Consider the following 22,368-nt stretch of genomic DNA (forward strand, 5'->3'; position numbering starts at 1 on the left):
TCATGCCTCCTTCGTCTCGACGGGGCCGGCGGCGGGACCACCGGGACGGCGGGTGCGGCGCAGCGGCGGCTGGGCACCCAGGCTCTTCGGGTCGAGGCCGGACCACTTGTGGCCGCTCGCGAAGAACTTCCGCCGAGCGATGAGCGTCATCAGCGGCTTGGTGAAGAAGAAGACCACGACCACGTCCAGGACGGTGGTCAGGCCCAGCGTGAACGCGAAGCCCTGGACCTTGCCGACCGTGACGATGAACAGCACCGCGGCGGCGAGGAACGACACGAAGTCGGAGACCAGGATGGTGCGCCGGGCGCGCGGCCAGGCCCGCTCGACGGCGGGTCGCAGGGTACGGCCCTCGCGGATCTCGTCTCGCACCCGTTCGAAGTACACGATGAACGAGTCCGCTGTGATGCCGATGGCGACGATGGCGCCACAGACGGCGGGCAGGTTCAGCGCGAAGCCGATGGCCGGGCCGAGCAGGGCCATGAGCACGTAGGTGAGAGCAGCGGAGACCAGCAGCGACGCGAGCGCGATGAGCGCCAGGCCGCGGTAGTAGGCCACCAGGTAGATCACGACCAGCGCGAGACCGATCGCGCCGGCCAGCAGACCGGCGTGCAGCTGGTCACCGCCGAGCGCCGCCGTCACGGTGGTCACGCTCTGCTCCTGGAAGGACAGCGGGAGCGCGCCGTAGGACAGCATGTTGGCGAGGCCCTGGGCCTCCGTCTGCGTGAAACTGCCGGAGATCTGGGCCTGGCCGCCGGTGATGGAGTTCTGCACGTACGGGCTGGAGACGACGTTGCCGTCGAGCACGATGCCGAACTCGTTCTGCGGCTGCTGGTTCTGCGCGAGCTTGCCGGTGATGTCGGCGAACTTCTTGCCGCCCTGCTTGGTGAAGGTCATGGTGACCTGCCAGCCGGCGGCGCCCTGTGTGTCGAAGACGGCCTTGGCCTTGTCGACCTCGGTGCCGTCGACGGCGGCGGGGCCGAGCAGGTACTTGTACCAGACCTTGTCGATCTCGCCGCAGGCCACGGTCGTGTCCTGGGGCTTGACGCCCTCGCCGGTTTTGGCGCGGACCGACTCCTTGGAGCAGTCCAGGGCGGCGTACTTGGCCTGGAGCGCGGCGTCGTCCGCGGAGACGGCGGCGCTGCTGCTCGCGGAGGCCGACGGGCTGGCGGAGGTGCTCGCCTTGTTGCTCGCCGAGGCGGACGGAGTGGAGTCGGCCTTCAGCGCGTCGGTGACGGCGCGGCCCTGCGAGGTGGCGGAGGCCGACGGGGAGGACGAGGAGGTCGCCTTCTCACCGGTGGAGGCGGAGGCGCTCGTCGAGGGGCTCGGGGAGGCGCTGGGCGAGCCGCTCGAGGACGCGCTCGGCGAGGCGGTGACGGCGGAGCCGGTCGCCTCCTGGGCCAGGACCGGACGGAAGTACAGCTTGGCGGTGGTACCGACCTGCTCCCGGGCCTTCTCGGAGTTGGTGCCCTTGGGGATGTTCACGATGATGTTGTCGCTGCCCTGGGTCTGCACCTCCGCCTCGGAGACGCCCAGCCCGTTGACACGGCGGTTCATGATCTCGACCGCGGTGTTCATGTTGGCCTTGTTGATCGCGGATCCCTGGTCCGACTTCGCCTTCAGCGTGATGCTGGTACCGCCGGCAAGGTCGATGCCGAGACGCGGAGTGGTGTGACCGGAGGCGAACATGCCTCCGGTGAGCCCCACGATGGCGATCAGGATCAGGGCCAGCGAGCGCCCCGGCTTGCTCTGGGCACTCGCGCTCCGGCCCTTCTTAGGTGCTGCCACCTTCTCGTACTCCCTCTCGGGCCGCCTTGCGCCGGGTCAGCGCGGCGGCGGCCATGACATGGTGTCGGGATCCCCTGGCGAGATGCGCGCGCCCCGGCCCGACGGGTGAGACCCGTCTGCGCCGGGGACGTGGCTACTTCTTCGCGTCGGAGTCGCCGTCGGTCTTCTTCGGCTCTTCGTCGGCCTCGGCCGGCTCGGCCTCGGCGGCCTTCTCCTGCGCCTCGTCGGGCTCGTCCTTCTTGCCGAGGTCGACGGCCTTGTCGTCGGAGGCGGCAGCTTCGTCGACGGAGTCGTCGGTCTCGGCGGACTCGGTGAGGGAGGAGGCGTCGTCCGGGACGACGTCGGAGTCGGACTTCAGGTCGTGCTCGATGCCGTGGACGATGCGGTTGTACTCGTCGTCGGTCAGGACGGCACCGATGGAGTTCTTCGCGAAGAGCAGGTCGACGCCCGGACCGGCGTCGAGGAGGACCGTGTCCTCGTTGACCTCCTTCACCGTCGCGTACATGCCCCCGATGGTGCGGACACCACTGCCGGGCTGCATGTCGTTACGCATGCTGGCGGCCTGTTGCTGCTTCTTCTTGGCCGACCGGGTCATCAGGAACATGGCCCCGATGAGCACGATGAACGGGAGGAGGGTCACAGGACTCACGGGACGGACTTCCTTCAGACGACCGCGATGGTGGAGCGGCCTGATGGATGGGGGTTGTGTGCTGCCGACAACGGCGGCATCGGCGGAGTCTAAGCGAGTCCGCGCGCAGGGAACAACGCTCAGCATGGCACCTGGGTTCCTGACCCGGCCAATGCCTTCGCCGCCGCCCTCCGTGTCACGCCCCGAACAGGTCCTGTTGTCCACTTCCCCGGGCCGGGGTGAGGCCGAGATGCGCCCATGCGGCCGGGGTGGCCACCCGCCCCCGCGGGGTACGGGCGAGCAGTCCCTCTCTCACCAGGAAGGGTTCGGCGACCTCCTCGACGGTCTCGCGTTCCTCCCCCACCGCCACGGCGAGGGTGGAGAGGCCGACCGGGCCGCCGCCGAACAGCTTCAGCAGGGCCTCCAGGACCCCGCGGTCGAGGCGGTCGAGTCCACGGCCGTCCACCTCGTAGACCTTCAGCGCGGCCTCCGCGATCGCGCGGGTGATCCTCCCGTCCGCCTTGACCTGCGCGTAGTCACGTACGCGGCGCAGCAGCCGGTTGGCGATCCGGGGGGTGCCGCGGGAACGGCCGGCGATCTCGGCGGCGCCGGCGGTGTCGATCTCCACGTCGAGGAGATCGGCGGAGCGGTGGATGACGCGCTGGAGTTCGGCGGGCTCGTAGAACTCCATGTGCGCCGTGAAACCGAAGCGGTCGCGCAGCGGCGGCGGCAGCAGGCCCGCGCGCGTGGTGGCGCCGACCAGGGTGAAGGGCGGCAGTTCGAGCGGGATGGCGGTGGCGCCGGGGCCCTTGCCGACGATGACGTCGACGCGGAAGTCCTCCATCGCCATGTAGAGCATCTCCTCGGCGGGCCGCGACATGCGGTGGATCTCGTCGAGGAAGAGGACCTCGCCCTCCTGGAGGGAGGAGAGGATCGCCGCGAGGTCGCCCGCGTGCTGGATGGCCGGGCCGCTGGTGATGCGGATCGGGGCGCCCATCTCGGCGGCGATGATCATCGACAGGGTGGTCTTGCCGAGTCCGGGGGCGCCGGAGAGCAGGACGTGGTCGGCCGTGGCGCCACGCGCGCGTGCGGCGCGCAGGACGAGGTCGAGCTGTTCGCGGACCTTCTCCTGGCCGATGAACTCGCCGAGGTCCTTGGGGCGCAGCGCGGCCTCGACCGCCTGGTCCTCGCGGTCGGCGACAGAGCCGACCAGCCGCTCGGGGGCGGTCTCTTCGGTCGTGTCGTCCCAGTTCACTGACGTCTCCTAGCGGGCGCGGTTCAGGGTCTGAAGGGCGGCCTTCAGGAGGTGGCCCACCTGGGGTGCGCCGGCGGCGGCCTCGGCCTGCGGGGTCACGGCGGCGACCGCCTCGTCGGCTTCGCGGGTCGCGTAGCCGAGGCCGATCAGGGCGGCGTGCAGCTGGTCGCGCCAGCCGCTGGTGACCGGTGCGCCGACCGCGGGGGCGCCGAGCGGCTCGCCCAGGCGGTCCTTGAGGTCCAGCAGCAGCTTCTGGGCACCCTTCTTGCCGATGCCCGGCACCGCGATGAGGGCCTTCTCGTCGCCCGTGGCGACCGCGCGGCGCAGGGTGTCCGGCGCGTGTACCGCCAGCATGGCCTGGGCGAGCCGGGGGCCCACCCCGCTCGCCGTCTGCAGCAGTTCGAAGACCTGGCGCTCGTCGTCGTCCACGAAGCCGTACAGGGTCAGTGAGTCCTCCCGTACGACGAGGGAGGTGGCGAGCTTGGCCGGGCGGCCGAGCCGGAGCGTGGACAGCGTGTTCGGCGAGCACTGGACGGCCATGCCCACGCCGCCCACCTCGACCACGGCCGCGTCGGGAGCGAGTGCGGCGACCGTGCCGCTGACGAAGGCGATCATGCCGTACGGCCTTTCGATGTCGTCGGGGCCGCGGCCGCGTGCTGGGCGACGGCCCGCTGGAGTCGGTTCTGCGCGGGTCCGCGCCAGATGTGGCAGATGGCGAGCGCGAGGGCGTCGGCGGCGTCGGCGGGCTTGGGGGGCGCGTCGAGCCGCAGGAGGCGGGTGACCATCGCGCCGATCTGGGCCTTGTCCGCGCGTCCGCTGCCGGTGACGGCGGCCTTGACCTCGCTCGGGGTGTGCAGGGCGACGGGGATGCCCCGGCGGGCGGCGCACAGCATGGCTACGGCGCTGGCCTGGGCGGTCCCCATGACCGTGCGGACGTTGTGCTGGCTGAACACCCGCTCCACGGCGACGTATTCGGGCCGGTACTCGTCGAGCCACCGCTCGATGCCCTGTTCGATGCCGACCAGGCGCTGCCCCAGCTCGGCGTCCGCGGGCGTCCGTACGACACCCACGCCGAGCATGGTGAGCGGCCGGCCCGCGACCCCTTCGACGACGCCGACACCGCATCGCGTCAGTCCCGGGTCCACCCCCAGTACCCGCACGCGCTCTCCCCTCTTCGCGGCCGGACCGCCGCCGCTCTCGCGGACGTGGCCGAACACCGCCGGGGTTCCTCGATCGCTGTTTGCGGTCCGTCGACGGTGATCTCTGACGGTCGCCAGGCTATCCGCTGCCACTGACAACGACGTCGGGCCGGTAGGACGTGTCCCACCGGCCCGACGCGTCCGCTCGGTCAGCGGCGGAGCTACGCGTCGACCTTCTCCATGACCTCGTCGCTGACGTCGAAGTTGGCGAACACGTTCTGCACGTCGTCGCTGTCCTCGAGCGCGTCGATCAGCTTGAAGATCTTCCGGGCGCCGTCCTCGTCGAGCTCGACCTGCATGGTCGGGACGAAGTTGGCGTCGGCGGAGTCGTAGTCGATGCCGGCCTCCTGGAGCGCGGTGCGCACCGCGACCAGGTCGGTGGCCTCGGAGAGGACCTCGAAGGACTCACCGAGGTCGTTGACCTCCTCGGCGCCCGCGTCGAGGACCGCGCCGAGCACGTCGTCCTCGGCGAGCTCGCCCTTGGGGACGATGACGACACCCTTGCGGTTGAAGAGGTACGACACCGAGCCCGGGTCGGCCATGGAGCCGCCGTTGCGGGTCATGGCGACGCGGACGTCGGAGGCGGCGCGGTTGCGGTTGTCGGTGAGGCACTCGATGAGGACCGCGACGCCGTTCGGGCCGTAGCCCTCGTACATGATCGTCTCGTAGTCGGCGCCACCGGCCTCGAGGCCGGCGCCGCGCTTGACCGCGGAGTCGATGTTCTTGTTCGGGACCGAGCTCTTCTTGGCCTTCTGAATGGCGTCGAACAGCGTCGGGTTGCCGGACACATCGGCGCCACCGGTGCGCGCCGCGACCTCGATGTTCTTGATCATCTTCGCGAAGAGCTTGCCGCGCTTGGCGTCGATCACGGCCTTCTTGTGCTTCGTCGTAGCCCATTTAGAGTGGCCGGACATCTGCCTGTCTCCTTCGCGTAACCCAACCTGGACGAACTCCCCGGGCTCGCGGAGCCTGAGGGGACCCCCAGATCCTACAAGGACGCCGCTGTCCGGTTCGCCCGCACCATGTCCACGAACAGGCCGTGCACACGGTGGTCGCCGGTGAGTTCAGGGTGGAACGACGTGGCGAGCGCGTTGCCCTGGCGGACGGCGACGATGTGGCCCTCGTGCTCGGCGAGCACCTCGGTCGCGGCGCCGACGGACTCGACCCAGGGGGCGCGGATGAACACGCCTTCCACCGGATCGCCCGCGACGCCCTTCACGTCGAGGGCGGCCTCGAAGGACTCGTTCTGACGCCCGAAGGCGTTGCGGCGCACGATCATGTCGATGCCGCCGACGGTCTCCTGGCCCGAGCGCGGGTCGAGGATCTTGTCGGCGAGCATGATCATGCCCGCGCAGGTCCCGTAGACGGGCATTCCGTCCCGCACGCGCGCGCGCAGCGGCTCCATCACGCCGAAGAGGACGGCCAGCTTGGAGATGGTGGTGGACTCACCGCCGGGTATGACGAGACCGTCGACCTCGGCGAGTTCCTCGGGGCGCCGCACCGGCCTGGCCACGGCGTCGGCCGCGGCCAGGGCGATGAGGTGCTCCCGTACGTCGCCCTGGAGGGCCAGGACGCCTATGACGGGGGCTTCGTGGCTCATGGGATGGTTACCAGCCACGGTTGGCGTAGCGCTCGGCCTCGGGGAGGGTGTCGCAGTTGATGCCGACCATGGCCTCGCCGAGGTTGCGGGAGGCGTCCGCGATGATCTTCGGGTCGTCGTAGAAGGTGGTGGCCTTCACTATGGCGGCGGCGCGCTTGGCCGGGTCGCCGGACTTGAAGATGCCGGAGCCGACGAAGACGCCCTCGGCGCCGAGCTGGCGCATCAGCGCGGCGTCGGCCGGGGTGGCGACCCCACCGGCGGAGAACAGCACGACGGGGAGCTTGCCGAGCTCGGCGACCTCCCTGACGAGCTCGTACGGGGCACGCAGGTCCTTGGCCGCGGCGTACAGCTCGTTGTTGTCGTAGCCGCGCAGGCGGGCGATCTCGTTCTTGATCTGCCGCAGGTGCCGCACGGCCTCGACGACGTTGCCGGTGCCGGCCTCGCCCTTGGAGCGGATCATCGCGGCGCCCTCGGCGATGCGGCGCAGGGCCTCACCGAGGTTGGTGGCACCGCAGACGAACGGGGTGGTGAACGCCCACTTGTCGGAGTGGTTGACCTCGTCGGCCGGGGTGAGGACCTCGGACTCGTCGATGTAGTCGACGCCGAGCGACTGCAGGACCTGCGCCTCGACGAAGTGGCCGATGCGGGACTTCGCCATGACCGGGATCGAGACGGCTTCGATGATGCCCTCGATCATGTCCGGGTCGGACATCCGGGCCACGCCGCCGTCCTTGCGGATGTCGGCCGGGACCCGCTCCAGCGCCATGACGGCGACGGCGCCCGCGTCCTCGGCGATCTTCGCCTGCTCCGGCGTGACGACGTCCATGATCACGCCGCCCTTGAGCTGCTCGGCCATCCCGCGCTTCACGCGCGCGGTGCCGGTCTCGGGGGTCTGGTTTTCGGAGATCGTGCTGGACACGGGGTGACCTCGCTCGTAGAAAAGTGGATTTCTGCAGCACCGAGGAAACGCGAGTGGACCAGTCCACAGCAAGGGCCAATGGCAAGCCCGTGGATCCTTTTGGTCGATCACGCGGCGTCGATCATGCAGGCCGTCGCCTCGTGGACCCCGTAGTTCGCCGGCTCAGGTCGCGCGGCCCGCCAGGGCGGCCGGCGGTTCGTCGTCCATCTCGAACGCCATCGGGAACGGGGCGTGGCCGGCCAACCGGAACCAGCGGACCTTGCGGTGCTCACGCAGTCTGCGGACGGCGCCCACGGCGTCGTTGTGGAAGCGGCGGGCCATGGGGACCCGGAGGACGGCTTCCGTGAGCTCGTGGGCCGCCGCGTCCCCCCCGGGAGCCTCGCGTACGACGTCCAGTTGCCGGGCGTCCGCGAAGACGGCCCGCAGGGCCTGGCTGAGCTCGCTCTCGGCGACCTCCCGCTGCTCCTCCTCCGCCTGCCGCGCCGCGTGCGCGGCCTCGTACAGGACGATCGAGGCGGCGGGGTCGAGCACCTTGGAGGTGGCCAGCTCCTGCGCCACGGACGCCCGGCGCAGCAGCTGCGCGTCCAGCGCGGCGCGGGCGGCGTCGATGCGGGCGTGCAGCCGGTCCAGCCGTCCCGCCGTCCAGCTCAGGTACAGGCCGATCGCGACGAGGACGACCAGGGTCCAGATCAGGGTTGCGGTCACGGGCGGCAAGGCTACCCGTGACCCGCGCGACGGCGGAGCGGGTCAGTCCCGCGCCAGCCCGAGCCGGGCCCGCAGCCCCGGCGAGCCCCGGTCGTCGTCGGCCGCCACCGCCGCCGCGCCGGCCGTGACCGTCTCGTACACCGACAGGATGTCCGCGCCGACGGTCGACCAGTCGAAGCGCCGTACGTGCGCGCTGCCCCGCTCCCGCAGCTCGGCCCTGCGCTCCGGGTCGGCCAGGAGCCGTACCGCCGCCTCGGCCAGCGCGTCCGCGTCCTCGTTGGCGAACAGTTCGCCGGCCGCGCCCTGGTCGAGGACCTGGGCGAAGGCGTCCAGGTCGGAGGCGAGCACCGGGGCCCCGGCCGACATGGCCTCGACGAGGATGATGCCGAAGCTCTCGCCGCCGGTGTTGGGCGCGACGTACAGGTCGACGCTGCGCAGGAAGCGCGCCTTGTCCTCGTCGCTGACCATGCCGAGGAACTCCACGCGCGCGCGCAGCTCCTTGGGCAGGCTCTCCACCGCCTCCTTCTCGTCGCCGCGGCCGGCGACGAGCAACCGCGCGTGCGGGCGCTCGGCGAAGATCTTCGGCAGGGCCCGCATCAGCACGGGCAAACCCTTGCGGGGCTCGTCGATGCGCCCGACGAAGCCGATGGTGTCCCCCTGCCAGGCGGGGTTCGGCTCGGCCTTGGCGAAGAAGTCGACGTCGACGCCGTTGGGGATGACCACCGCGTCCCCGCCGAGGTGCTCCACCAGCGTCCGCCGGGCGTACTCGCTGACCGCGATGCGGGCGCTGATCTTCTCCAGGGCGGCCTGGAGGATGGAGTACGCGGCGATCATGGCCCGCGAGCGCGGGTTGGACGTGTGGAAGGTCGCCACGATCGGGCCCGAGGCCGCCCAGCAGGTCAGCAGGCCGAGCGACGGCGAGGTCGGCTCGTGGATGTGGACGACGTCGAACGCCCCGTCGTGCAGCCAGCGCCGCACGCGCGCGGCGGACAGGAAGCCGAAGTTGAGGCGCGCCACCGAGCCGTTGTACGGCACCGGGACCGCACGGCCGGCCGACACGACGTACGGCGGCAGCGGGGTGTCGTCGTCGGCCGGGGCCAGCACGGACACCTCGTGGCCGAGCCGGACGAAGTACTCGGCGAGGTCGCGGATGTGGAACTGGACGCCGCCGGGAACGTCCCAGGAGTAGGGGCAGACGATGCCGATTCTCACGCGGCGTCCCCGTCCGACGGGCGGGGTTCCAGGTCCGCGAGCCACAACCGCTGCAACATGTGCCAGTCCTCCGGGTGGTCGGCGATGCCGGTGGCGAAGGCGTCCGCCAGCGCCTGTGTCATGACAGACGTCTTCTCGGCCCGCGTACCTGTCTCGGGTACCTCGACCGGGGGATGCACGCGACCCCGCATGACGGGCGAGTCGTCGTACCAGAGCGTGACGGGGAGCAGCAGCGCGCCCGTCTGCTGGGCGAGCAGGGCGGGTCCGGCGGGCATCCTGGCGGTGTCCCCGAAGAAGTCCACCTCGACGCCGGAGGCGGACAGATCGCGCTCGGCGACCAGGCAGACCAGCCCGCCGTCGCGCAGCCGCCGGGCCAGGGTGCCGAAGGCGGTCCCGCCGCTGTGCGGCAGCACCTCCATGCCGAGGCCCTCCCGGTAGGCGACGAACCGGTCGTACAGCGTCTCGGGCTTGAGGCGTTCGGCGACGGTGGTGAAGGGCGTCCCCAGCTCGGTGGTGACCCAGGCGCCGGCCAGGTCCCAGTTGGCCATGTGGGGCAGGGCGAGGACGACGCCCCGGCCGGAGGCGATCCCGTCGGTCAGGTGGTGCACGTCCTTGGGGTCGAAGCCGCCGGCGACGCGCTCGGCGCTCCAGGTCGGCAGCCGGAAGGACTCCATCCAGTAGCGCAGATAGGAGCGCATCCCCGCACGCGAGAGCTCGGCCAGCCGCTCGGGGCTCGCGTCCGGCAGCACGCGCGCGTAGTTGCTCTCCAGCCGCCGCACGCCCTTGCCGCGTCGCTTCCACGCGAGGTCGGCGACGGTCCGGCCGAGGTGTACGGCGACGGGCTCGGGGAGCTTCTTGACGGTGCTCCAGCCGAGGCCGTACAGCGCGTCCGTCAGGCGCTCCTGGGCACTCACTTCGCGGCCTCGCTCCCCTGGGCCTCGTGCCCTTGGGCCTCGTGCCCTTGGGCCTCGTGCCCTTGGGCCTCGTGTCCCTGGGCCTCGCTCCCCCGGGCCTCGTGTCCCTGGGCCTCGAGTCCCTGGGCCTCCTCGGCCGCGGCGGCCTCCACCTCCGCCTCGGCCGACTCCCGCCGGACCGTGACGACGCGCTGGATCAGCGTGACCAGGCTGCCGACGGCGACGATCCACAGCGCGATCGGGAGCAGCACCTGGATGCCGGGCACGCCGAACGTGTGCAGACCCGCCAGACCGGCCGCGACCAGGGAGATCACCAGGCGCTCCGCGCGCTCCACCAGCCCGTTGACGGCGACCGGCAGGCCGATCGACTCGCCCCGGGCCTTCGTGTACGACACCACCTGGCCGCTGGTCAGGCAGAAGATCGAGACGGCGCACAGGACGTTGTCGTCGCCGTTGCCCGCGTACCAGAGCGCGAATCCGCCGAAGATGGCGCCGTCGGCGACCCGGTCGAGGGTGGAGTCCAGGAAGGCGCCCCAGCGGCTGGTGCGGCCGAGCTGGCGGGCCATGTTGCCGTCGACCAGGTCGGAGAAGACGAAGAGCGTGATCACGATCGTGCCCCAGAAGAACTCGCCCCTGGGGTAGAAGACCAGCGCGCCCGCGATCACGCCGGCGGTGCCGAGGAGCGTGACCGTGTCGGGGCTCACACCCCGGCGGATGAGAAACGCGGCGAACGGTGTGAGGACACGCGTGAAGAATGCACGCGCGTACTTGTTCAGCATGGCCTTCCCGAGGGTCGGTGTCGCCGCGCGGCCCCTGCTGGCCACCGGCTGGCCCATCGTAGCCACGCGCGTGTGTGTGCGACGGTCGGGCACCCGGACCACCGTGTCACGGCCTGACGGCAGCCGGGCCACGGCCGGGTCGCGTCCGCCGTATGGACGCGCCGTGACGGGAGTGGAAAGCTCGAAGGACCGCGGGCGTCGCCGGAGCCGCCATCGCACGCGGGGCCGTCGTGCCCGCGCCCCCAGTGACCTCACCGTGTACGGGAGGCAAGGAAAATGGGCGACAAGGCGAATGCACATCCCGGAGCCGCCGGCAGGGCTACAGCGGCCGACCACCCCGCGTCCGTACGGAATGTGGTGCTGGTCGGCCACTGCGGATCGGGCAAGACCACCTTGGTGGAAGCTCTCGCGCTGACGGCGGGAGCGGTGAACCGGGCGGGCCGCGTGGAGGACGGCGGCACCGTCTCCGACTACGACGAGATCGAGCACCGTCAGCAACGCTCGGTGCAGCTGTCCCTGGTGCCCGTCGAATGGGACGGCATCAAGATCAATGTTCTGGACACCCCCGGATACGCCGACTTCGTCGGGGAACTCAGGGCCGGTCTGCGCGCGGCGGACGCGGCCCTCTTCGTCGTCTCGGCGTCGGACGGCGTGGACGGTTCGACCCGCATGGTGTGGGAGGAGTGCGCGGCAGTCGGCATGCCCCGCGCGATCGTCGTGACCCACCTGGAGGCCGCCCGCGCGGACTTCGAGGAGATGACACGGATCTGCGCGGAGGCCTTCGGCGGCGACGACCCGGACGCGGTCCTCCCGCTGTACCTGCCGTTGCGTGGGCCCGAGGGGCCCGACGGGCACGCGCCCGTGACCGGGCTGACCGGGCTGCTGTCCCGGAAACTGTTCGACTACTCCACCGGCGAGCGCAAGGAGTCCGAGCCGGGCGAGGACCAGCTGCCGGACATCGAGGAGGCCCGCAACCGGCTGATCGAGGGGATCATCGCCGAGAGCGAGGACGAGACCCTCATGGACCGCTATCTCGGCGGTGAGCAGATCGACGTCAAGACGCTGATCGAGGACCTGGAGCGGGCCGTCGCGCGCGGCACGTTCTTCCCCGTCCTCGCGGCGGCCCCCGCCACGGAGGGCGCCCGCCAGGGCCTCGGCACGGTCGAGCTGCTGGAACTGGTCACCAGGGGCTTCCCGACGCCCCTGGAGCGCGCGGCGCCGCGCGTGACGACGGTGGGCGGCGAGTCGCGCGAGCCGACCTCGTGCGACCCGGACGGGCCACTGGTCGCGGAGGTCGTCAAAACCTCCTCCGACCCCTACGTGGGCCGGGTCTCGCTGGTCCGGGTCTTCTCCGGCACGCTCCATCCCGACGAGACCGTCCATGTCTCGGGGCACGGCCTCGCCGACCGCGGCCACGAGGACCACGACGTCGACGAGCGCATCGGCGCCCTGTCCGCGCCGTTCGGCAAACAGCAGCGGAGCCTGACCCACTGCATCGCGGGCGACCTCGCGTGCGTGGCGAAACTCGGCCGCGCGGAGACCGGCGACACCCTGTCCGCCAAGGACGACCCGCTGCTCATGGAGCCCTGGCAGATGCCCGACCCGCTGCTGCCGCTCGCCATCCAGGCGCACAGCAAGGCCGACGAGGACAAGCTCTCGCAGGGTCTGGGCCGGCTGGTCGCCGAGGACCCGACGATGCGCCTGGAACAGAACCAGCACACCCACCAGGTGGTCCTGTGGTGTCTCGGCGAGGCCCACGCGGACGTGGCCCTCGAGCGGCTGCGCACCCGCTACGGCGTCCAGGTCGACGTCGTCCCGCACAAGGTGCCCCTGCGGGAGACGTTCGCGGCGAAGTCCACCGGGCGCGGACGGCACGTCAAGCAGTCCGGCGGACACGGTCAGTACGCCGTCTGCGAGATCGAGGTGGAACCGCTGCCGGGCGGCACCGGCATCGAGTTCGTGGACAAGGTCGTCGGCGGCGCGGTGCCCCGCCAGTTCATCCCGTCCGTCGAGAAGGGCGTCCGGGCACAGGCGGGCAGGGGGGTGGAGGCCGGGCATCCGCTGGTCGACGTCCGGATCACCCTGCTGGACGGCAAGGCGCACTCGGTGGACTCCTCCGACGCCGCGTTCCAGACGGCCGGCGCGCTCGCGCTGCGGGAGGCGGCGGCCGACGCGAGGATCCATCTGCTGGAACCGGTGGCCGAGGTGACCGTCCTGGTCGGCGACGCCTACGTGGGGGCCGTGATGAGCGACCTGTCGGGGCGGCGCGGACGGGTGCTGGGGACCGAGCAGACCAGCGGCGACCGCACCCTCGTCCGGGCCGAGGTGCCCGAGATCGAGATCGGCCGGTACGCGGTCGATCTGCGCTCCCTCTCCCACGGCACGGCCCGCTTCCACCGCTCCTACGCCCGGCACGAGCCGATGCCGGCGCAGGTCGCCGAGAAGGTCCGTCAACAGGCGCAGGGCAGCTGACGGTTGATGCCCGGCGGCCTTCAAGTGGCCGGTGCGGCAGCGCGGTGGAACGTTTCCCTCCGATTCGGCGGGCGGCTTCGGCCGTCCGCCGACGGATGTCGGTGCCTGCGGATACGCTGATGACCTGATCAACAGGTGTGCGAAGTACGGAAGTCGGGAAAGCCGCAGAAGCGGGAGCGGCGGCGATCGGGGGCGGGAATGACCGTTGGCAGCGGTTATGCGGACATCTTCGGACCACAGGTGCCGCAGACGGGCGACGGCGGGCAGACGCCGACCTTCGCCCTGGCCTCGGCGGCCTACCGGGACAACCCGGTCGAGGACATCAAGAAGGCCGACAACGAGTGGCACCAGACGGCGGTCAACCCCGGCCGCAGCTGGGCCAGGATCTTCCGGCCCAACCTCGGTGAGGCGTTCTCCCAGGCGGTGATCGACCGCATGCTGGGCGTCGGCCGCAAGCCGCTCATCCAGTCCTTCGGCAGCGAGCCCCAGGCGGTCGTCGAGCACTGCCTCGCGGCCAACCGCATCCGCCGGGAGCGCGACCAGAAGCTGACCGGCGTGATGCTGCTGTGCGGTGTGCTCTTCCTGCCCGGGCTGCTGGTGTGGCTGCTGGTCTTCCAGCTGCGGGCGACCATGGGCAAGCTGGACAACAAGCGGGTCTCCGGCGTCGGCACCGGCCTGCTCGTCGCCGTGGGCGCCCTCGCCGTGCTCTTCCTGGTCAAGATGCCGTTCACCGGCATCGTGGGCTGGTACGCGCGCGGGTGCGTCGTGGCGCCCGTGGCCGGCTGGTTCCTGGCCAAGCGGATCTGCGAGGGCACCGCGAAGGACCTGCGCGAGCGCTGGGACAGTCTGCTGTCCGGCAGCAGCGTCGGCGCCAAGGTCCCCGAGGCGGTGCCGACCAGCCCGAACCAGACGGCGGCCGAGCAGCTGCGCCAGTCCCTGGCCCGGCTCAGCGCCGAACAGCAGTCCAACTCGGTCTTCTACGCCGGACCCAAGGGCATACTCGGCATGGGCACGCGCTGGGGCGCCTGGCACCTCGCCGAGGAGCTGACGCCGACCGACCCCGTGAAGGGCGTCCACGAGTTCCGCAGCTGGACGGTCGTCCGGGCCATCCACGACCAGTTGAACCTGCTGCCCCGGCAGAGCCTGAAGACCGGCGGCTTCCCGCCGCCCACGGTCCGGCACTGGATCGTCACCCCGGTCGGTGAGAACGCCAAGGCGGTCGCCCGGCCGGAGGGCACCGACGTCGAGGCGTACCAGGTCAAGCCGAGGGCCATAGAGGACATCTGCAACAACCAGCAGTTCGGCGGCGGCGACCGGCACTACCTCGGCGTCCAGTGGCCGCTCTGGGACGGCCAGTTGATCATCACCATGCTGATCACGGTGACGGTGCTGCACGAGACGTTGCGCATCGAGGTCACCGGACACGCCCTGGGCCCGGTGAACGGTCTGTTCACCACGAAGTCGGAGGCCCCCACCAAGGAGGTCGCCAAGAGCGTCCGGTTCTGGGAGACCCGGACGGTCAAGCTGCCGCTGGTCACCGCCGACGAGGTGGTCCGGCTGGCCGCGCGGGCCACGATCAGCTGGTACCCGCCGCTGCTGAAGTGGCTCGGCGGTTCGATCGGTCTGCCCGAGCCCTTCGGTCTGCGGCACGCCTGGGCGGACCAGCCCTGGCGCCATCGCTTCATGGCCGACGACGCGCTGCGCGCGGCCACGCCGGTCCTGCGCGTGGTGCACACGGCCGCGATCAAGGTGCTCAAGGAGCATGACGTGGACATCGAGAAGTTCAGCTCGCGCTCGTCGGCCCTCAGCGGTGCCGTCCAGGACGTGTCACCGCGCAAGGCCGACACCTATGACGCGTAGGCCTCCGGCGGCCGGGCCGGTGTTTCGTGCGCGGCCAGGTTGAGGTGGCCGTCCCCTGGGGCCGTGCCCCAGGGGCCCCTCGGCCCTGAACGGGCCTCGTGCTCGAACGTCGGACGGGCAGGTGACACCGGCCGCGGCTGAGGAGAACGGGCCGCGAGGGATCGGGGACCAAGGGCTGTCCCGTGATCCCCGGCGGGCGCACGACGACAGCTACGGCACCTCGCGCGTTGTCGGAACACCCGAACACATCCAGTACGCGGACGTGCCTCCGCCTTGCGATGCACCGCATCCGACGCCGCGCGCAGATCCACCAGGGATGACGGGACAACCCTTAGGCGCCCGTCGGCCAGGCCTCCGCCAGCATCTCTCGCGTGTCCGCCAGGAGCTGCGGCAGCACGCGCGTGTGGCCCACCACCGGCATGAAGTTCGTGTCGCCGCCCCAGCGGGGCACGATGTGCTGATGCAGGTGCGCGGCGATGCCGGCGCCCGCGACAGCACCCTGGTTCATGCCGATGTTGAAGCCCTGCGCGCCGGACGCGGTACGCAGGGCCGTCATCGCCTGCTTGGTCAGCTCGGCCAGCTCGGCGGTCTCCGGCACCGTCAGATCGGTGTAGTCGGCCACGTGCCGGTAGGGGACGGTCATCAGGTGGCCGCCGTTGTACGGGTAGAGGTTCAGCACCGCGTACACGTGCTCACCGCGCCGGACGACCAGCCCGTCCTCGTCGGACTTGGCCGGGATCGAGCAGAAGGGACAGCCGTCGTCGGCACCCGGGCCGGTCGGCTTGTTCTCACCCTGGATGTAGGCCATCCGGTGGGGCGTCCACAGACGCTGGAACGCGTCCTGCGTGCCCACTCCGATCTGCTGTTCCGGCTCACTCGTCATGCAAGGCAGCATATGGCTTCGCCCATTCGCGGCGTGTCGGCGGGGCTGCGGGAAAAGCCGCGCGGGCCAAGCTGGGCCGATGGACGAAGACAGCCGGACGGCCCGCTGGGAAGAGCGCGCCGAGATCCCCCTCGCGCTGGCCTCCCTCGCCTTCCTCGCCGGGTACGCCATCCACGTCCTGGCCCAGGGCATCGAGGACGGCTGGCGGGACCTCTGCTTCGCGGTGATGCTCACGGCGTGGGTGATGTTCGCCGTGGACTACGCCGTGCGCTGGCGGTTCAGCGGACAGCGGCTGCGCTTCGTTCGGACCCACTGGCTGGACGGACTGGTCGCCCTGCTTCCCCTGCTGCGCCCGCTGCGGATCGTCAAGCTCTACGAGACCGTGCAGCGCCGGCACGGAGAGCCCCGGTTCTCGCTGCACGCGCGCGTGATCACCTACGCCGGACTGTCCACGGGACTGCTCGGTTTCGCCGGCGCCCTCGCCGTGTACGACCAGGAACGCGGGGCGCCGGGCGCGAACATGAAGACCTTCGGCGACGCCCTCTGGTGGACCTGCGAGACGCTCACCACCGTCGGCTACGGCGACGTCACCCCGGTCACCAGGGGCGGCCGTCTGATCGCGGTCGGCATGATGGCGTGCGGGCTGGCGCTGCTGGGTGCGGTGACCGGGTCGTTCTCGTCGTGGCTGATCCAGGTGTTCTCGCAGGAGGGCGACACCGAGGACGTCAAAGGGCCCCCGGAGAGGTGAGCTCCCCGAGGGCCCGCGTACGACGGGATCAGACCTGCGTCCGCTCCTCGACGACCTTCGCGATCTTCGCGATGGCCTCGTCGATCGGGATGCCGTTCTCCTGCGAGCCGTCGCGGTAGCGGAAGGAGACCGCACCGCCCGCCATGTCCTCGTCGCCCGCGATGACCATGAAGGGCACCTTCTGCTTCTGGGCGTTGCGGATCTTCTTCTGCATACGGTCGGAGGAGGAGTCCACCTCCACCCGCAGGCCCTTCCTCTTCGCGGCCGCGGCGAACTTCTCCAGGTACTCCACGTGCGCGTCGCCGATCGGGATGCCGAGCGCCTGGACCGGGGCCAGCCACGCCGGGAAGGCGCCCGCGTAGTGCTCGAGCAGCACCGCGAAGAACCGCTCGATGGAGCCGAAGAGGGCACGGTGGATCATCACGGGGCGCTGCTTGGCACCGTCCGGTCCCGTGTACTCCAGGTCGAAGCGCTCCGGCAGGTTGAAGTCCAGCTGGATGGTCGACATCTGCCAGGTGCGGCCGATGGCGTCCTTGGTCTGGACGGAGATCTTGGGGCCGTAGAAGGCGGCGCCACCCGGGTCGGGAACGAGCGGGAGGCCCTGCTTCTCGGCGACCTGGCGGAGCGTCTCGGTCGCCTCCTCCCAGACCTCGTCCGAGCCGACGAACTTCTCCGGGTCCTTGGTGGACAGCTCCAGGTAGAAGTCGTTCAGCCCGTAGTCGCGCAGCAGGCCGAGGACGAAGGTGAGCGTCTTGTCGAGCTCGTCGGCCATCTGCTCGCGGGTGCAGTAGATGTGCGCGTCGTCCTGGGTGAAGCCGCGCGCGCGGGTCAGGCCGTGCACGACGCCCGACTTCTCGTACCGGTACACGGTCCCGAATTCGAAGAGGCGCAGCGGCAGTTCACGGTAGGAGCGGCCGCGGGCGTCGAAGATCAGGTTGTGCATCGGGCAGTTCATGGGCTTGAGGTAGTAGTCCACGCCCTCGTCGAGCTGCATGGGCGGGTACATGCCGTCGGCGTACCAGTCCAGGTGGCCCGAGGTCTCGAAGAGCTTCCCCTTCGTCGCGTGCGGGGTGTAGACGAACTCGTAGCCCTCCTCCTCGTGGCGGCGGCGCGAGTAGTCCTCCATGACCCGGCGGATGATCCCGCCCTTGGGGTGGAAGACGGCGAGGCCGGAACCGATCTGCTCGGGGATCGAGAAGAGGTCCAGCTCGCTGCCCAGCTTGCGGTGGTCGCGCTTCTCGGCCTCCGCGAGGAAGTCGAGGTGGGCCTTCAGCTCGTCCTTGGAGGGCCAGGCGGTGCCGTAGATGCGCTGGAGCATGGGGTTCTTCTCGCTGCCGCGCCAGTAGGCGGCCGCGTTGCGCATCAGCTTGAAGGCCGGGATGTTGCGGGTGGTCGGCAGGTGGGGACCGCGGCAGAGGTCCTTCCAGCAGAGGTCACCGGTCCTGGCGTCCAGGTTGTCGTAGATCGTCAGCTCGCCGGCGCCGACCTCGACGTCCGCGCCGTCGTCGGTGGAGGCCGAGCCCTTGATGCCGATGAGCTCCAGCTTGTACGGCTCGTCGGCGAGCTCTTCGCGGGCGGCCTCGTCGGTGACCACACGGCGGGCGAACTTCTGCCCCCGCTTCTGGATCTCCTGCATCTTCTTCTCGACGGCCTTGAGATCCTCGGGCGTGAACGGCTTCTCGACGTCGAAGTCGTAGTAGAAGCCGTCCTTGACCGGCGGGCCGATGCCCAGCTTGGCCTCGGGGAAGAGCTCCTGCACGGCCTGGGCCATCACGTGCGCGGTGGAGTGGCGCAGGATGTTCAGGCCGTCCTCGGAGGAGATCTCGACGCCCTCGACCTCTTCGCCGTCCGCGAGCACGTACGACAGGTCCCTCAGCTCGCCGGCCACGCGCGCGGCGATGACGGAGCGCTCGCCCGCGAAGAGGTCGGCGGCCGTGGTGCCCGTCGTCACCGTGCGCTCTTCCCGCTCGGAATCGCGTTGGATGATCACACGGACGTCTGACACCGGTCTCTCCTGACTGAAGGGGGTGCGGCGCCATACCGTGAGCGCGCGCAAGAGGCGATCGTACCGACCCGCACCCGCCGACCGCGAAATCAGTCCCCGAGCTGCTCCCCTCCGCAGGCCTCCTCGAAGTAGTCGAGATTCTCCTGCAAGGACTTCATCAGCCGGTCCCGCTCCGCCTCGTCGACCTGCACGGGCACGACCCCGCAGGCGCCGGTGAGCCGGCGGAAGCCGCCCCTGCTCTCCAGCCGGCCCTGCACCCGTACCGGCAGCCCGACCAGGTGGGCCTGCCCGGCGATGCGGTAGTCCTCCTCGTCGAGGATGAGCCGGACGTGCGGGATCTCGGCGCCGGCCAGCACCCGCAGCCGTACGCTTCCCTCCCCGCGCGGCCCCGACCTGCGCATCCGGACGACGGTGCCGGTGACCCGCACGGACACGGAGGGCTCCTCGCGGAGATAGCGGGCGCCCGCCTCGCGCAGCACGGACAGGTCGCCGGGCGAGAACTCGACCGGTTCTCCGCCCGCCGCGCACGTCTCCGGGACCCCGGCGGCCGGTGCCCACTCGACGGAGATCCGGGCGCCCTCGGTGCCCCGGACGAGGACGATCAGCGCCTCGGTGAGCTCGCGGCTGGCGCCGGCCTCCACGGCGCCGTCGAAGGCGTCCATGCCGCCGGTGGCCCGCTGGTAGTCGATGGCCTCCCGGACCGCGTACAGGGCCTGGTGGAGGCGTACGGCCAGGGACCGGGCGCCCGCGACGGGCGCGAAGGCCGTCAGGCGGCGCCCGCCGGCCGCGGAGCCGACCAGGACGCTCTCCAGCGTCGCGAGGGCCGCGCGCCGGTGCCGGGCGCCGTAGTAGCCGGCACGCGCGCGCGTGGCGAGCGCGCCGGCCAGCAACATCTGGCGGGCGGCGGCGCGCAGCTGTTCCTCGACGGCCCAGGACGCGGTCCCGGCGGGCCCCGCCGGTGTGTCCCGCCACCAGCGGATCTCGTCGCTCGGTACGGCGAGCCCGACGAGCACCTCGCGCGCGGAGGGCGTACCGCTGCGGGCCAGGGCGAGGAGCGCCTCGCCGAGCAGGTCGTCGCTGTCGGGGAAGGCCCGGCTCTCCGGCACGAGCAGGCTGGTCCCACGACCGCCCGGTCCGGGAGGGGTCCAGCGGCCGTAGCGGCCGGCGGCGCCGCCGCGCCGCTGCCAGCCGTGCCGGCGCAGCAGGGCGCCGAGGACGGCCGGGTCGACCTCCCCGGCCTCGGGGGACCTGTTCCAGTGGGCCTCGGGGTGCGGCCGTACGGGCCGCAGCGGCTCGTCGAGGGGGCGGTGGGTCATGGTCTGCCTCCCGTCCCGGCTCGCGTCATGATCTCGCACAGCGCCCGGTCGTCGAAGATGCGTGTGGTCGGTATCCGCACGGTGGTCCGGGTCCGGCCGGTGATCGGGTGGCCGGCGAGATTGACCCAGTAGCAGCAGTGCCGCAGGTCGAGGCGGTCGTGGCCGGCCCGCAGCCACTGGTCCTGGGACCGCGGGACGAGCATCACGACGAGGATCTTGTGCACCGACACCGGAGTGCGGGCGAGCTTGCGCAGGTGGTCGTTGTCGAGCGTGAAGGAGAAGAACCGGCCGGGCGGGTTGGGCCGGATCTGGTAGGTGGCCTTGAGCTGCACCTTGATGGTGACCTCGTCGTCGACGGTGTGGTGGGGTGCGCTGTGGCTGACGTGCCAGTCGATGCCGTTGTCGGGGAACGGCTGGGACAGCGAGCAACCCGCCGCCGCCGCGACCGCGTGCAGATAGCCCACCTGCAGTGTCTCCATGCAGGCGGTGGTGGCGAGCGTGCCGCGGTGAAGCTCCTCGCGTTCGGGCAGCAGCCCGCCCCGCTCGGGCTGCGCTATCGCCATGACCAACAGCCTTCCACGCAAAGCCAGTCCCCGTGACGGGCCGCTGAACTGCGAGGACCCGTACTCGTGTTGTGTCCTTCCGGCGTACGGCGCAAACAGCCCGGGTATCACCAAACAGGCAGAAGACGGGGCGTCAGCTGCCGTGGGTGAACGAGGGGTTGTGTGGGTATGACGTACTGGTACGAGGGGCCTCTGGCCGCCTTTGACACGGAGACGACGGGCGTCGACGTGGAGACCGACCGGATCGTGTCGGCCGCCCTCGTCGTCCAGGACGCGCCGGGGGCACGGCCGCGGGTGAGCCGCTGGCTGGTGAACCCGGGCGTGCCGGTGCCCGCCGGGGCGACGGAGGTGCACGGGCTGACGGACGACCACCTCCAGCGCAACGGCCGCTGGCCGGCGCCGGTGATGTTCGAGATAGCCGAGCTGCTCGCGGAACAGGCCGCCGCGGGGCGCCCGTTGGTGGTGATGAACGCGCCGTTCGACCTGACGCTGCTCGACCGTGAGCTGCGCAGGCACCGCGCGTCCGCGCTGGGCAACTGGACGGACGCGGCACCCCTGCGGGTGCTGGACCCACGGGTCCTCGACAAGCATCTGGACCGCTACCGCAAGGGCCGGCGCACGCTCACCGACCTGTGCGCGCACTACGGCGTGACGCTGGCCGACGCGCACGACGCGGCGGCGGACGCGCTGGCCGCGCTGGAGGTCGTGCGGGCGTTGGGCCGGCGGTTCGCGGCCCGACTGGAACGCCTGTCCCCCGCCGATCTGCACGCGCTCCAGACCGCCTGGCACGCGGCGCAGGCGCGAGGGCTCCAGGCATGGTTCGCGCGCAGCGGCACACCGGAGACGGTGGACACCTCCTGGCCGCTGCGCCCGGAGCTGCCGGCGGCGGCGTAGGCCGCGTCGCCGGACACGAAAAAGCCGGTCCGCGTGATGCGGACCGGCCCTTCCCGGTGGGCGATACTGGGTTCGAACCAGTGACCTCTTCGGTGTGAACGAAGCGCTCTCCCACTGAGCTAATCGCCCGGGAACGCACCGAACAATACAGGTCCTCGCGGGCTTCCTTCAAACCGCTTGCAAGTACGCGGCGAGGCCGCGCCGTCCTGCGCGCATCATCAGCCGGTGGTTGAGACGGAACAGCGGCCGCCCGGGGACGGCGAGCACCCTCAGCAGCGGCTTGCCGACCTGGACCACCTGGTCGTAGCGGGCCAGGGTGCCGGAGCCGTCGGCGGTGACCGTCCAGCGCGCCCAGCCGTCGATGTCGCCCGAGAACGCGCTCTCCAGGATCCCGGCCGCCGCGTCGCGCCGTACCTCGCGCGCGGTGAAGGTCATGTCGTACGGGAGGAGGGCGCGGATGCGGATGACGCCGGTCGCGCCGTCGACCCGGTTCACCTCGCGCACCTGGCGCCACCAGCGCGGGTACTCCTCGACCCGCTCCAGCGCGTCGTACACGCGGGCGGGCGGCGCGGGCAGCGCCCAGAGGCTGCGGAAGCGGTAACGGGTCCAGTCCATGGGCCGAGTGTGCCCG

At 71.2% G+C, this 22,368-nt stretch carries 21 protein-coding genes and 1 tRNA gene; 4 read left to right on the plus strand and 18 right to left on the minus strand.

What is annotated here, in order from left to right; genetic code table 11:
- From secD to pgsA, 12 genes are all read right to left on the minus strand, one after another.
- Window positions 1-1,785 (minus strand): protein translocase subunit SecD, encoded by a 1,785-nt coding sequence (secD, locus tag ACIPFH_RS30320; protein WP_401831360.1) that lies wholly within the window; start codon window positions 1,783-1,785, stop codon window positions 1-3.
- Between the two features lie 133 nt (window positions 1,786-1,918).
- Window positions 1,919-2,434, minus strand: coding sequence for a preprotein translocase subunit YajC (gene yajC / locus ACIPFH_RS30325; protein WP_401831362.1), 516 nt, complete (start codon window positions 2,432-2,434; stop codon window positions 1,919-1,921).
- Between the two features lie 175 nt (window positions 2,435-2,609).
- Window positions 2,610-3,668: a Holliday junction branch migration DNA helicase RuvB gene (gene ruvB, locus ACIPFH_RS30330; protein ID WP_401831364.1), complete on the minus strand. Its 1,059-nt coding sequence runs from the start codon at window positions 3,666-3,668 to the stop codon at window positions 2,610-2,612.
- A gap of 9 nt (window positions 3,669-3,677) precedes the next feature.
- Entirely contained in the window at window positions 3,678-4,283 is a 606-nt protein-coding gene (gene ruvA, locus ACIPFH_RS30335; RefSeq protein WP_401831367.1) for a Holliday junction branch migration protein RuvA, read from the minus strand.
- Entirely contained in the window at window positions 4,280-4,828 is a 549-nt protein-coding gene (ruvC, locus tag ACIPFH_RS30340; protein WP_401831906.1) for a crossover junction endodeoxyribonuclease RuvC, read from the minus strand. The genes ruvA and ruvC overlap by 4 nt, the downstream gene beginning before the upstream one ends.
- 200 nt (window positions 4,829-5,028) lie before the next feature.
- Entirely contained in the window at window positions 5,029-5,781 is a 753-nt protein-coding gene (locus ACIPFH_RS30345; RefSeq protein WP_356257494.1) for a YebC/PmpR family DNA-binding transcriptional regulator, read from the minus strand.
- Window positions 5,782-5,855: 74 nt separating this feature from the next.
- Window positions 5,856-6,467: a pyridoxal 5'-phosphate synthase glutaminase subunit PdxT gene (pdxT, locus tag ACIPFH_RS30350; RefSeq protein WP_401831370.1), complete on the minus strand. Its 612-nt coding sequence runs from the start codon at window positions 6,465-6,467 to the stop codon at window positions 5,856-5,858.
- Between the two features lie 7 nt (window positions 6,468-6,474).
- On the minus strand, window positions 6,475-7,386 hold the full coding sequence (gene pdxS, locus ACIPFH_RS30355) for a pyridoxal 5'-phosphate synthase lyase subunit PdxS (protein WP_401831372.1): 912 nt from the start codon (window positions 7,384-7,386) through the stop codon (window positions 6,475-6,477).
- A gap of 162 nt (window positions 7,387-7,548) precedes the next feature.
- Window positions 7,549-8,100 carry a hypothetical protein gene (locus tag ACIPFH_RS30360; RefSeq protein WP_401831375.1) on the minus strand — a complete coding sequence of 184 codons (552 nt, stop codon included), beginning with the start codon at window positions 8,098-8,100 and terminating at the stop codon, window positions 7,549-7,551.
- Between the two features lie 33 nt (window positions 8,101-8,133).
- Complete coding sequence (locus ACIPFH_RS30365; RefSeq protein WP_401831376.1) at window positions 8,134-9,303, minus strand: glycosyltransferase family 4 protein; 1,170 nt, start codon at window positions 9,301-9,303, stop codon at window positions 8,134-8,136.
- On the minus strand, window positions 9,300-10,217 hold the full coding sequence (locus tag ACIPFH_RS30370) for a phosphatidylinositol mannoside acyltransferase (RefSeq protein WP_401831379.1): 918 nt from the start codon (window positions 10,215-10,217) through the stop codon (window positions 9,300-9,302). Before ACIPFH_RS30370 ends, ACIPFH_RS30365 begins: the two co-directional genes overlap by 4 nt.
- Complete coding sequence (gene pgsA / locus ACIPFH_RS30375; protein WP_401831909.1) at window positions 10,214-11,053, minus strand: phosphatidylinositol phosphate synthase; 840 nt, start codon at window positions 11,051-11,053, stop codon at window positions 10,214-10,216. Before pgsA ends, ACIPFH_RS30370 begins: the two co-directional genes overlap by 4 nt.
- A 219-nt stretch (window positions 11,054-11,272) precedes the next feature.
- Here pgsA and ACIPFH_RS30380 point away from each other — a divergent pair, with 219 nt between their 5' ends.
- Window positions 11,273-13,468, plus strand: coding sequence for an elongation factor G-like protein EF-G2 (locus ACIPFH_RS30380; protein WP_401831380.1), 2,196 nt, complete (start codon window positions 11,273-11,275; stop codon window positions 13,466-13,468).
- 198 nt (window positions 13,469-13,666) lie between these two features.
- A complete protein-coding gene (locus tag ACIPFH_RS30385) occupies window positions 13,667-15,328 on the plus strand; it encodes a hypothetical protein (protein WP_356257475.1) in 1,662 nt (553 codons plus the stop codon).
- Window positions 15,329-15,659: 331 nt separating this feature from the next.
- Here the strand turns inward: ACIPFH_RS30385 and ACIPFH_RS30390 are convergent, their stop codons facing one another.
- On the minus strand, window positions 15,660-16,223 hold the full coding sequence (locus ACIPFH_RS30390; protein WP_356257472.1) for an HIT domain-containing protein: 564 nt from the start codon (window positions 16,221-16,223) through the stop codon (window positions 15,660-15,662).
- Window positions 16,224-16,290: 67 nt separating this feature from the next.
- Here ACIPFH_RS30390 and ACIPFH_RS30395 point away from each other — a divergent pair, with 67 nt between their 5' ends.
- On the plus strand, window positions 16,291-16,959 hold the full coding sequence (locus tag ACIPFH_RS30395) for a potassium channel family protein (protein WP_401831383.1): 669 nt from the start codon (window positions 16,291-16,293) through the stop codon (window positions 16,957-16,959).
- A 28-nt stretch (window positions 16,960-16,987) separates the two neighbouring features.
- Here ACIPFH_RS30395 and thrS read toward each other — a convergent pair whose 3' ends face one another.
- The 3 genes from thrS to ACIPFH_RS30410 all read right to left on the minus strand — a co-directional run bounded on the left by thrS (window position 16,988) and on the right by ACIPFH_RS30410 (window position 20,843).
- A complete protein-coding gene (gene thrS / locus ACIPFH_RS30400) occupies window positions 16,988-18,964 on the minus strand; it encodes a threonine--tRNA ligase (RefSeq protein WP_401831385.1) in 1,977 nt (658 codons plus the stop codon).
- A gap of 89 nt (window positions 18,965-19,053) precedes the next feature.
- Entirely contained in the window at window positions 19,054-20,280 is a 1,227-nt protein-coding gene (locus ACIPFH_RS30405; protein WP_401831386.1) for a hypothetical protein, read from the minus strand.
- Complete coding sequence (locus tag ACIPFH_RS30410) at window positions 20,277-20,843, minus strand: DUF4365 domain-containing protein (RefSeq protein WP_401831388.1); 567 nt, start codon at window positions 20,841-20,843, stop codon at window positions 20,277-20,279. The genes ACIPFH_RS30405 and ACIPFH_RS30410 overlap by 4 nt, the downstream gene beginning before the upstream one ends.
- Before the next feature lie 168 nt (window positions 20,844-21,011).
- Here ACIPFH_RS30410 and ACIPFH_RS30415 point away from each other — a divergent pair, with 168 nt between their 5' ends.
- Complete coding sequence (locus ACIPFH_RS30415; RefSeq protein ID WP_401831391.1) at window positions 21,012-21,737, plus strand: 3'-5' exonuclease; 726 nt, start codon at window positions 21,012-21,014, stop codon at window positions 21,735-21,737.
- A 57-nt stretch (window positions 21,738-21,794) separates the two neighbouring features.
- Here ACIPFH_RS30415 and ACIPFH_RS30420 read toward each other — a convergent pair.
- Together ACIPFH_RS30420 and ACIPFH_RS30425 are read right to left on the minus strand one after the other, a co-directional pair.
- Window positions 21,795-21,866: transfer RNA gene (locus ACIPFH_RS30420), tRNA-Val, on the minus strand.
- A gap of 39 nt (window positions 21,867-21,905) precedes the next feature.
- Entirely contained in the window at window positions 21,906-22,352 is a 447-nt protein-coding gene (locus tag ACIPFH_RS30425; protein ID WP_401831393.1) for an SRPBCC family protein, read from the minus strand.
- Window positions 22,353-22,368: the final 16 nt, after the last annotated feature.

The sequence above is a fragment of the Streptomyces sp. NPDC088157 genome (assembly GCF_044741545.1).
Lineage (GTDB): Bacteria > Actinomycetota > Actinomycetes > Streptomycetales > Streptomycetaceae > Streptomyces.

What these genes read in the sequence shown, in the direction of transcription:
- ACIPFH_RS30405 (WP_401831386.1), bottom strand. Translation starts at nt 20,280, where the DNA reads ATGACCCACCGCCCCCTCGACGAGCCGCTGCGGCCCGTACGGCCGCAC.
- ACIPFH_RS30345 (WP_356257494.1), bottom strand. Translation starts at nt 5,781, where the DNA reads ATGTCCGGCCACTCTAAATGGGCTACGACGAAGCACAAGAAGGCCGTG.
- ruvA (WP_401831367.1), bottom strand. Translation starts at nt 4,283, where the DNA reads ATGATCGCCTTCGTCAGCGGCACGGTCGCCGCACTCGCTCCCGACGCG.
- ACIPFH_RS30395 (WP_401831383.1), top strand. Translation starts at nt 16,291, where the DNA reads ATGGACGAAGACAGCCGGACGGCCCGCTGGGAAGAGCGCGCCGAGATC.
- pgsA (WP_401831909.1), bottom strand. Translation starts at nt 11,053, where the DNA reads ATGGGCCAGCCGGTGGCCAGCAGGGGCCGCGCGGCGACACCGACCCTC.
- ACIPFH_RS30380 (WP_401831380.1), top strand. Translation starts at nt 11,273, where the DNA reads ATGGGCGACAAGGCGAATGCACATCCCGGAGCCGCCGGCAGGGCTACA.
- ACIPFH_RS30385 (WP_356257475.1), top strand. Translation starts at nt 13,667, where the DNA reads ATGACCGTTGGCAGCGGTTATGCGGACATCTTCGGACCACAGGTGCCG.
- ACIPFH_RS30415 (WP_401831391.1), top strand. Translation starts at nt 21,012, where the DNA reads ATGACGTACTGGTACGAGGGGCCTCTGGCCGCCTTTGACACGGAGACG.
- ACIPFH_RS30390 (WP_356257472.1), bottom strand. Translation starts at nt 16,223, where the DNA reads ATGCTGCCTTGCATGACGAGTGAGCCGGAACAGCAGATCGGAGTGGGC.
- ACIPFH_RS30410 (WP_401831388.1), bottom strand. Translation starts at nt 20,843, where the DNA reads ATGGCGATAGCGCAGCCCGAGCGGGGCGGGCTGCTGCCCGAACGCGAG.
- pdxT (WP_401831370.1), bottom strand. Translation starts at nt 6,467, where the DNA reads ATGAGCCACGAAGCCCCCGTCATAGGCGTCCTGGCCCTCCAGGGCGAC.
- ACIPFH_RS30425 (WP_401831393.1), bottom strand. Translation starts at nt 22,352, where the DNA reads ATGGACTGGACCCGTTACCGCTTCCGCAGCCTCTGGGCGCTGCCCGCG.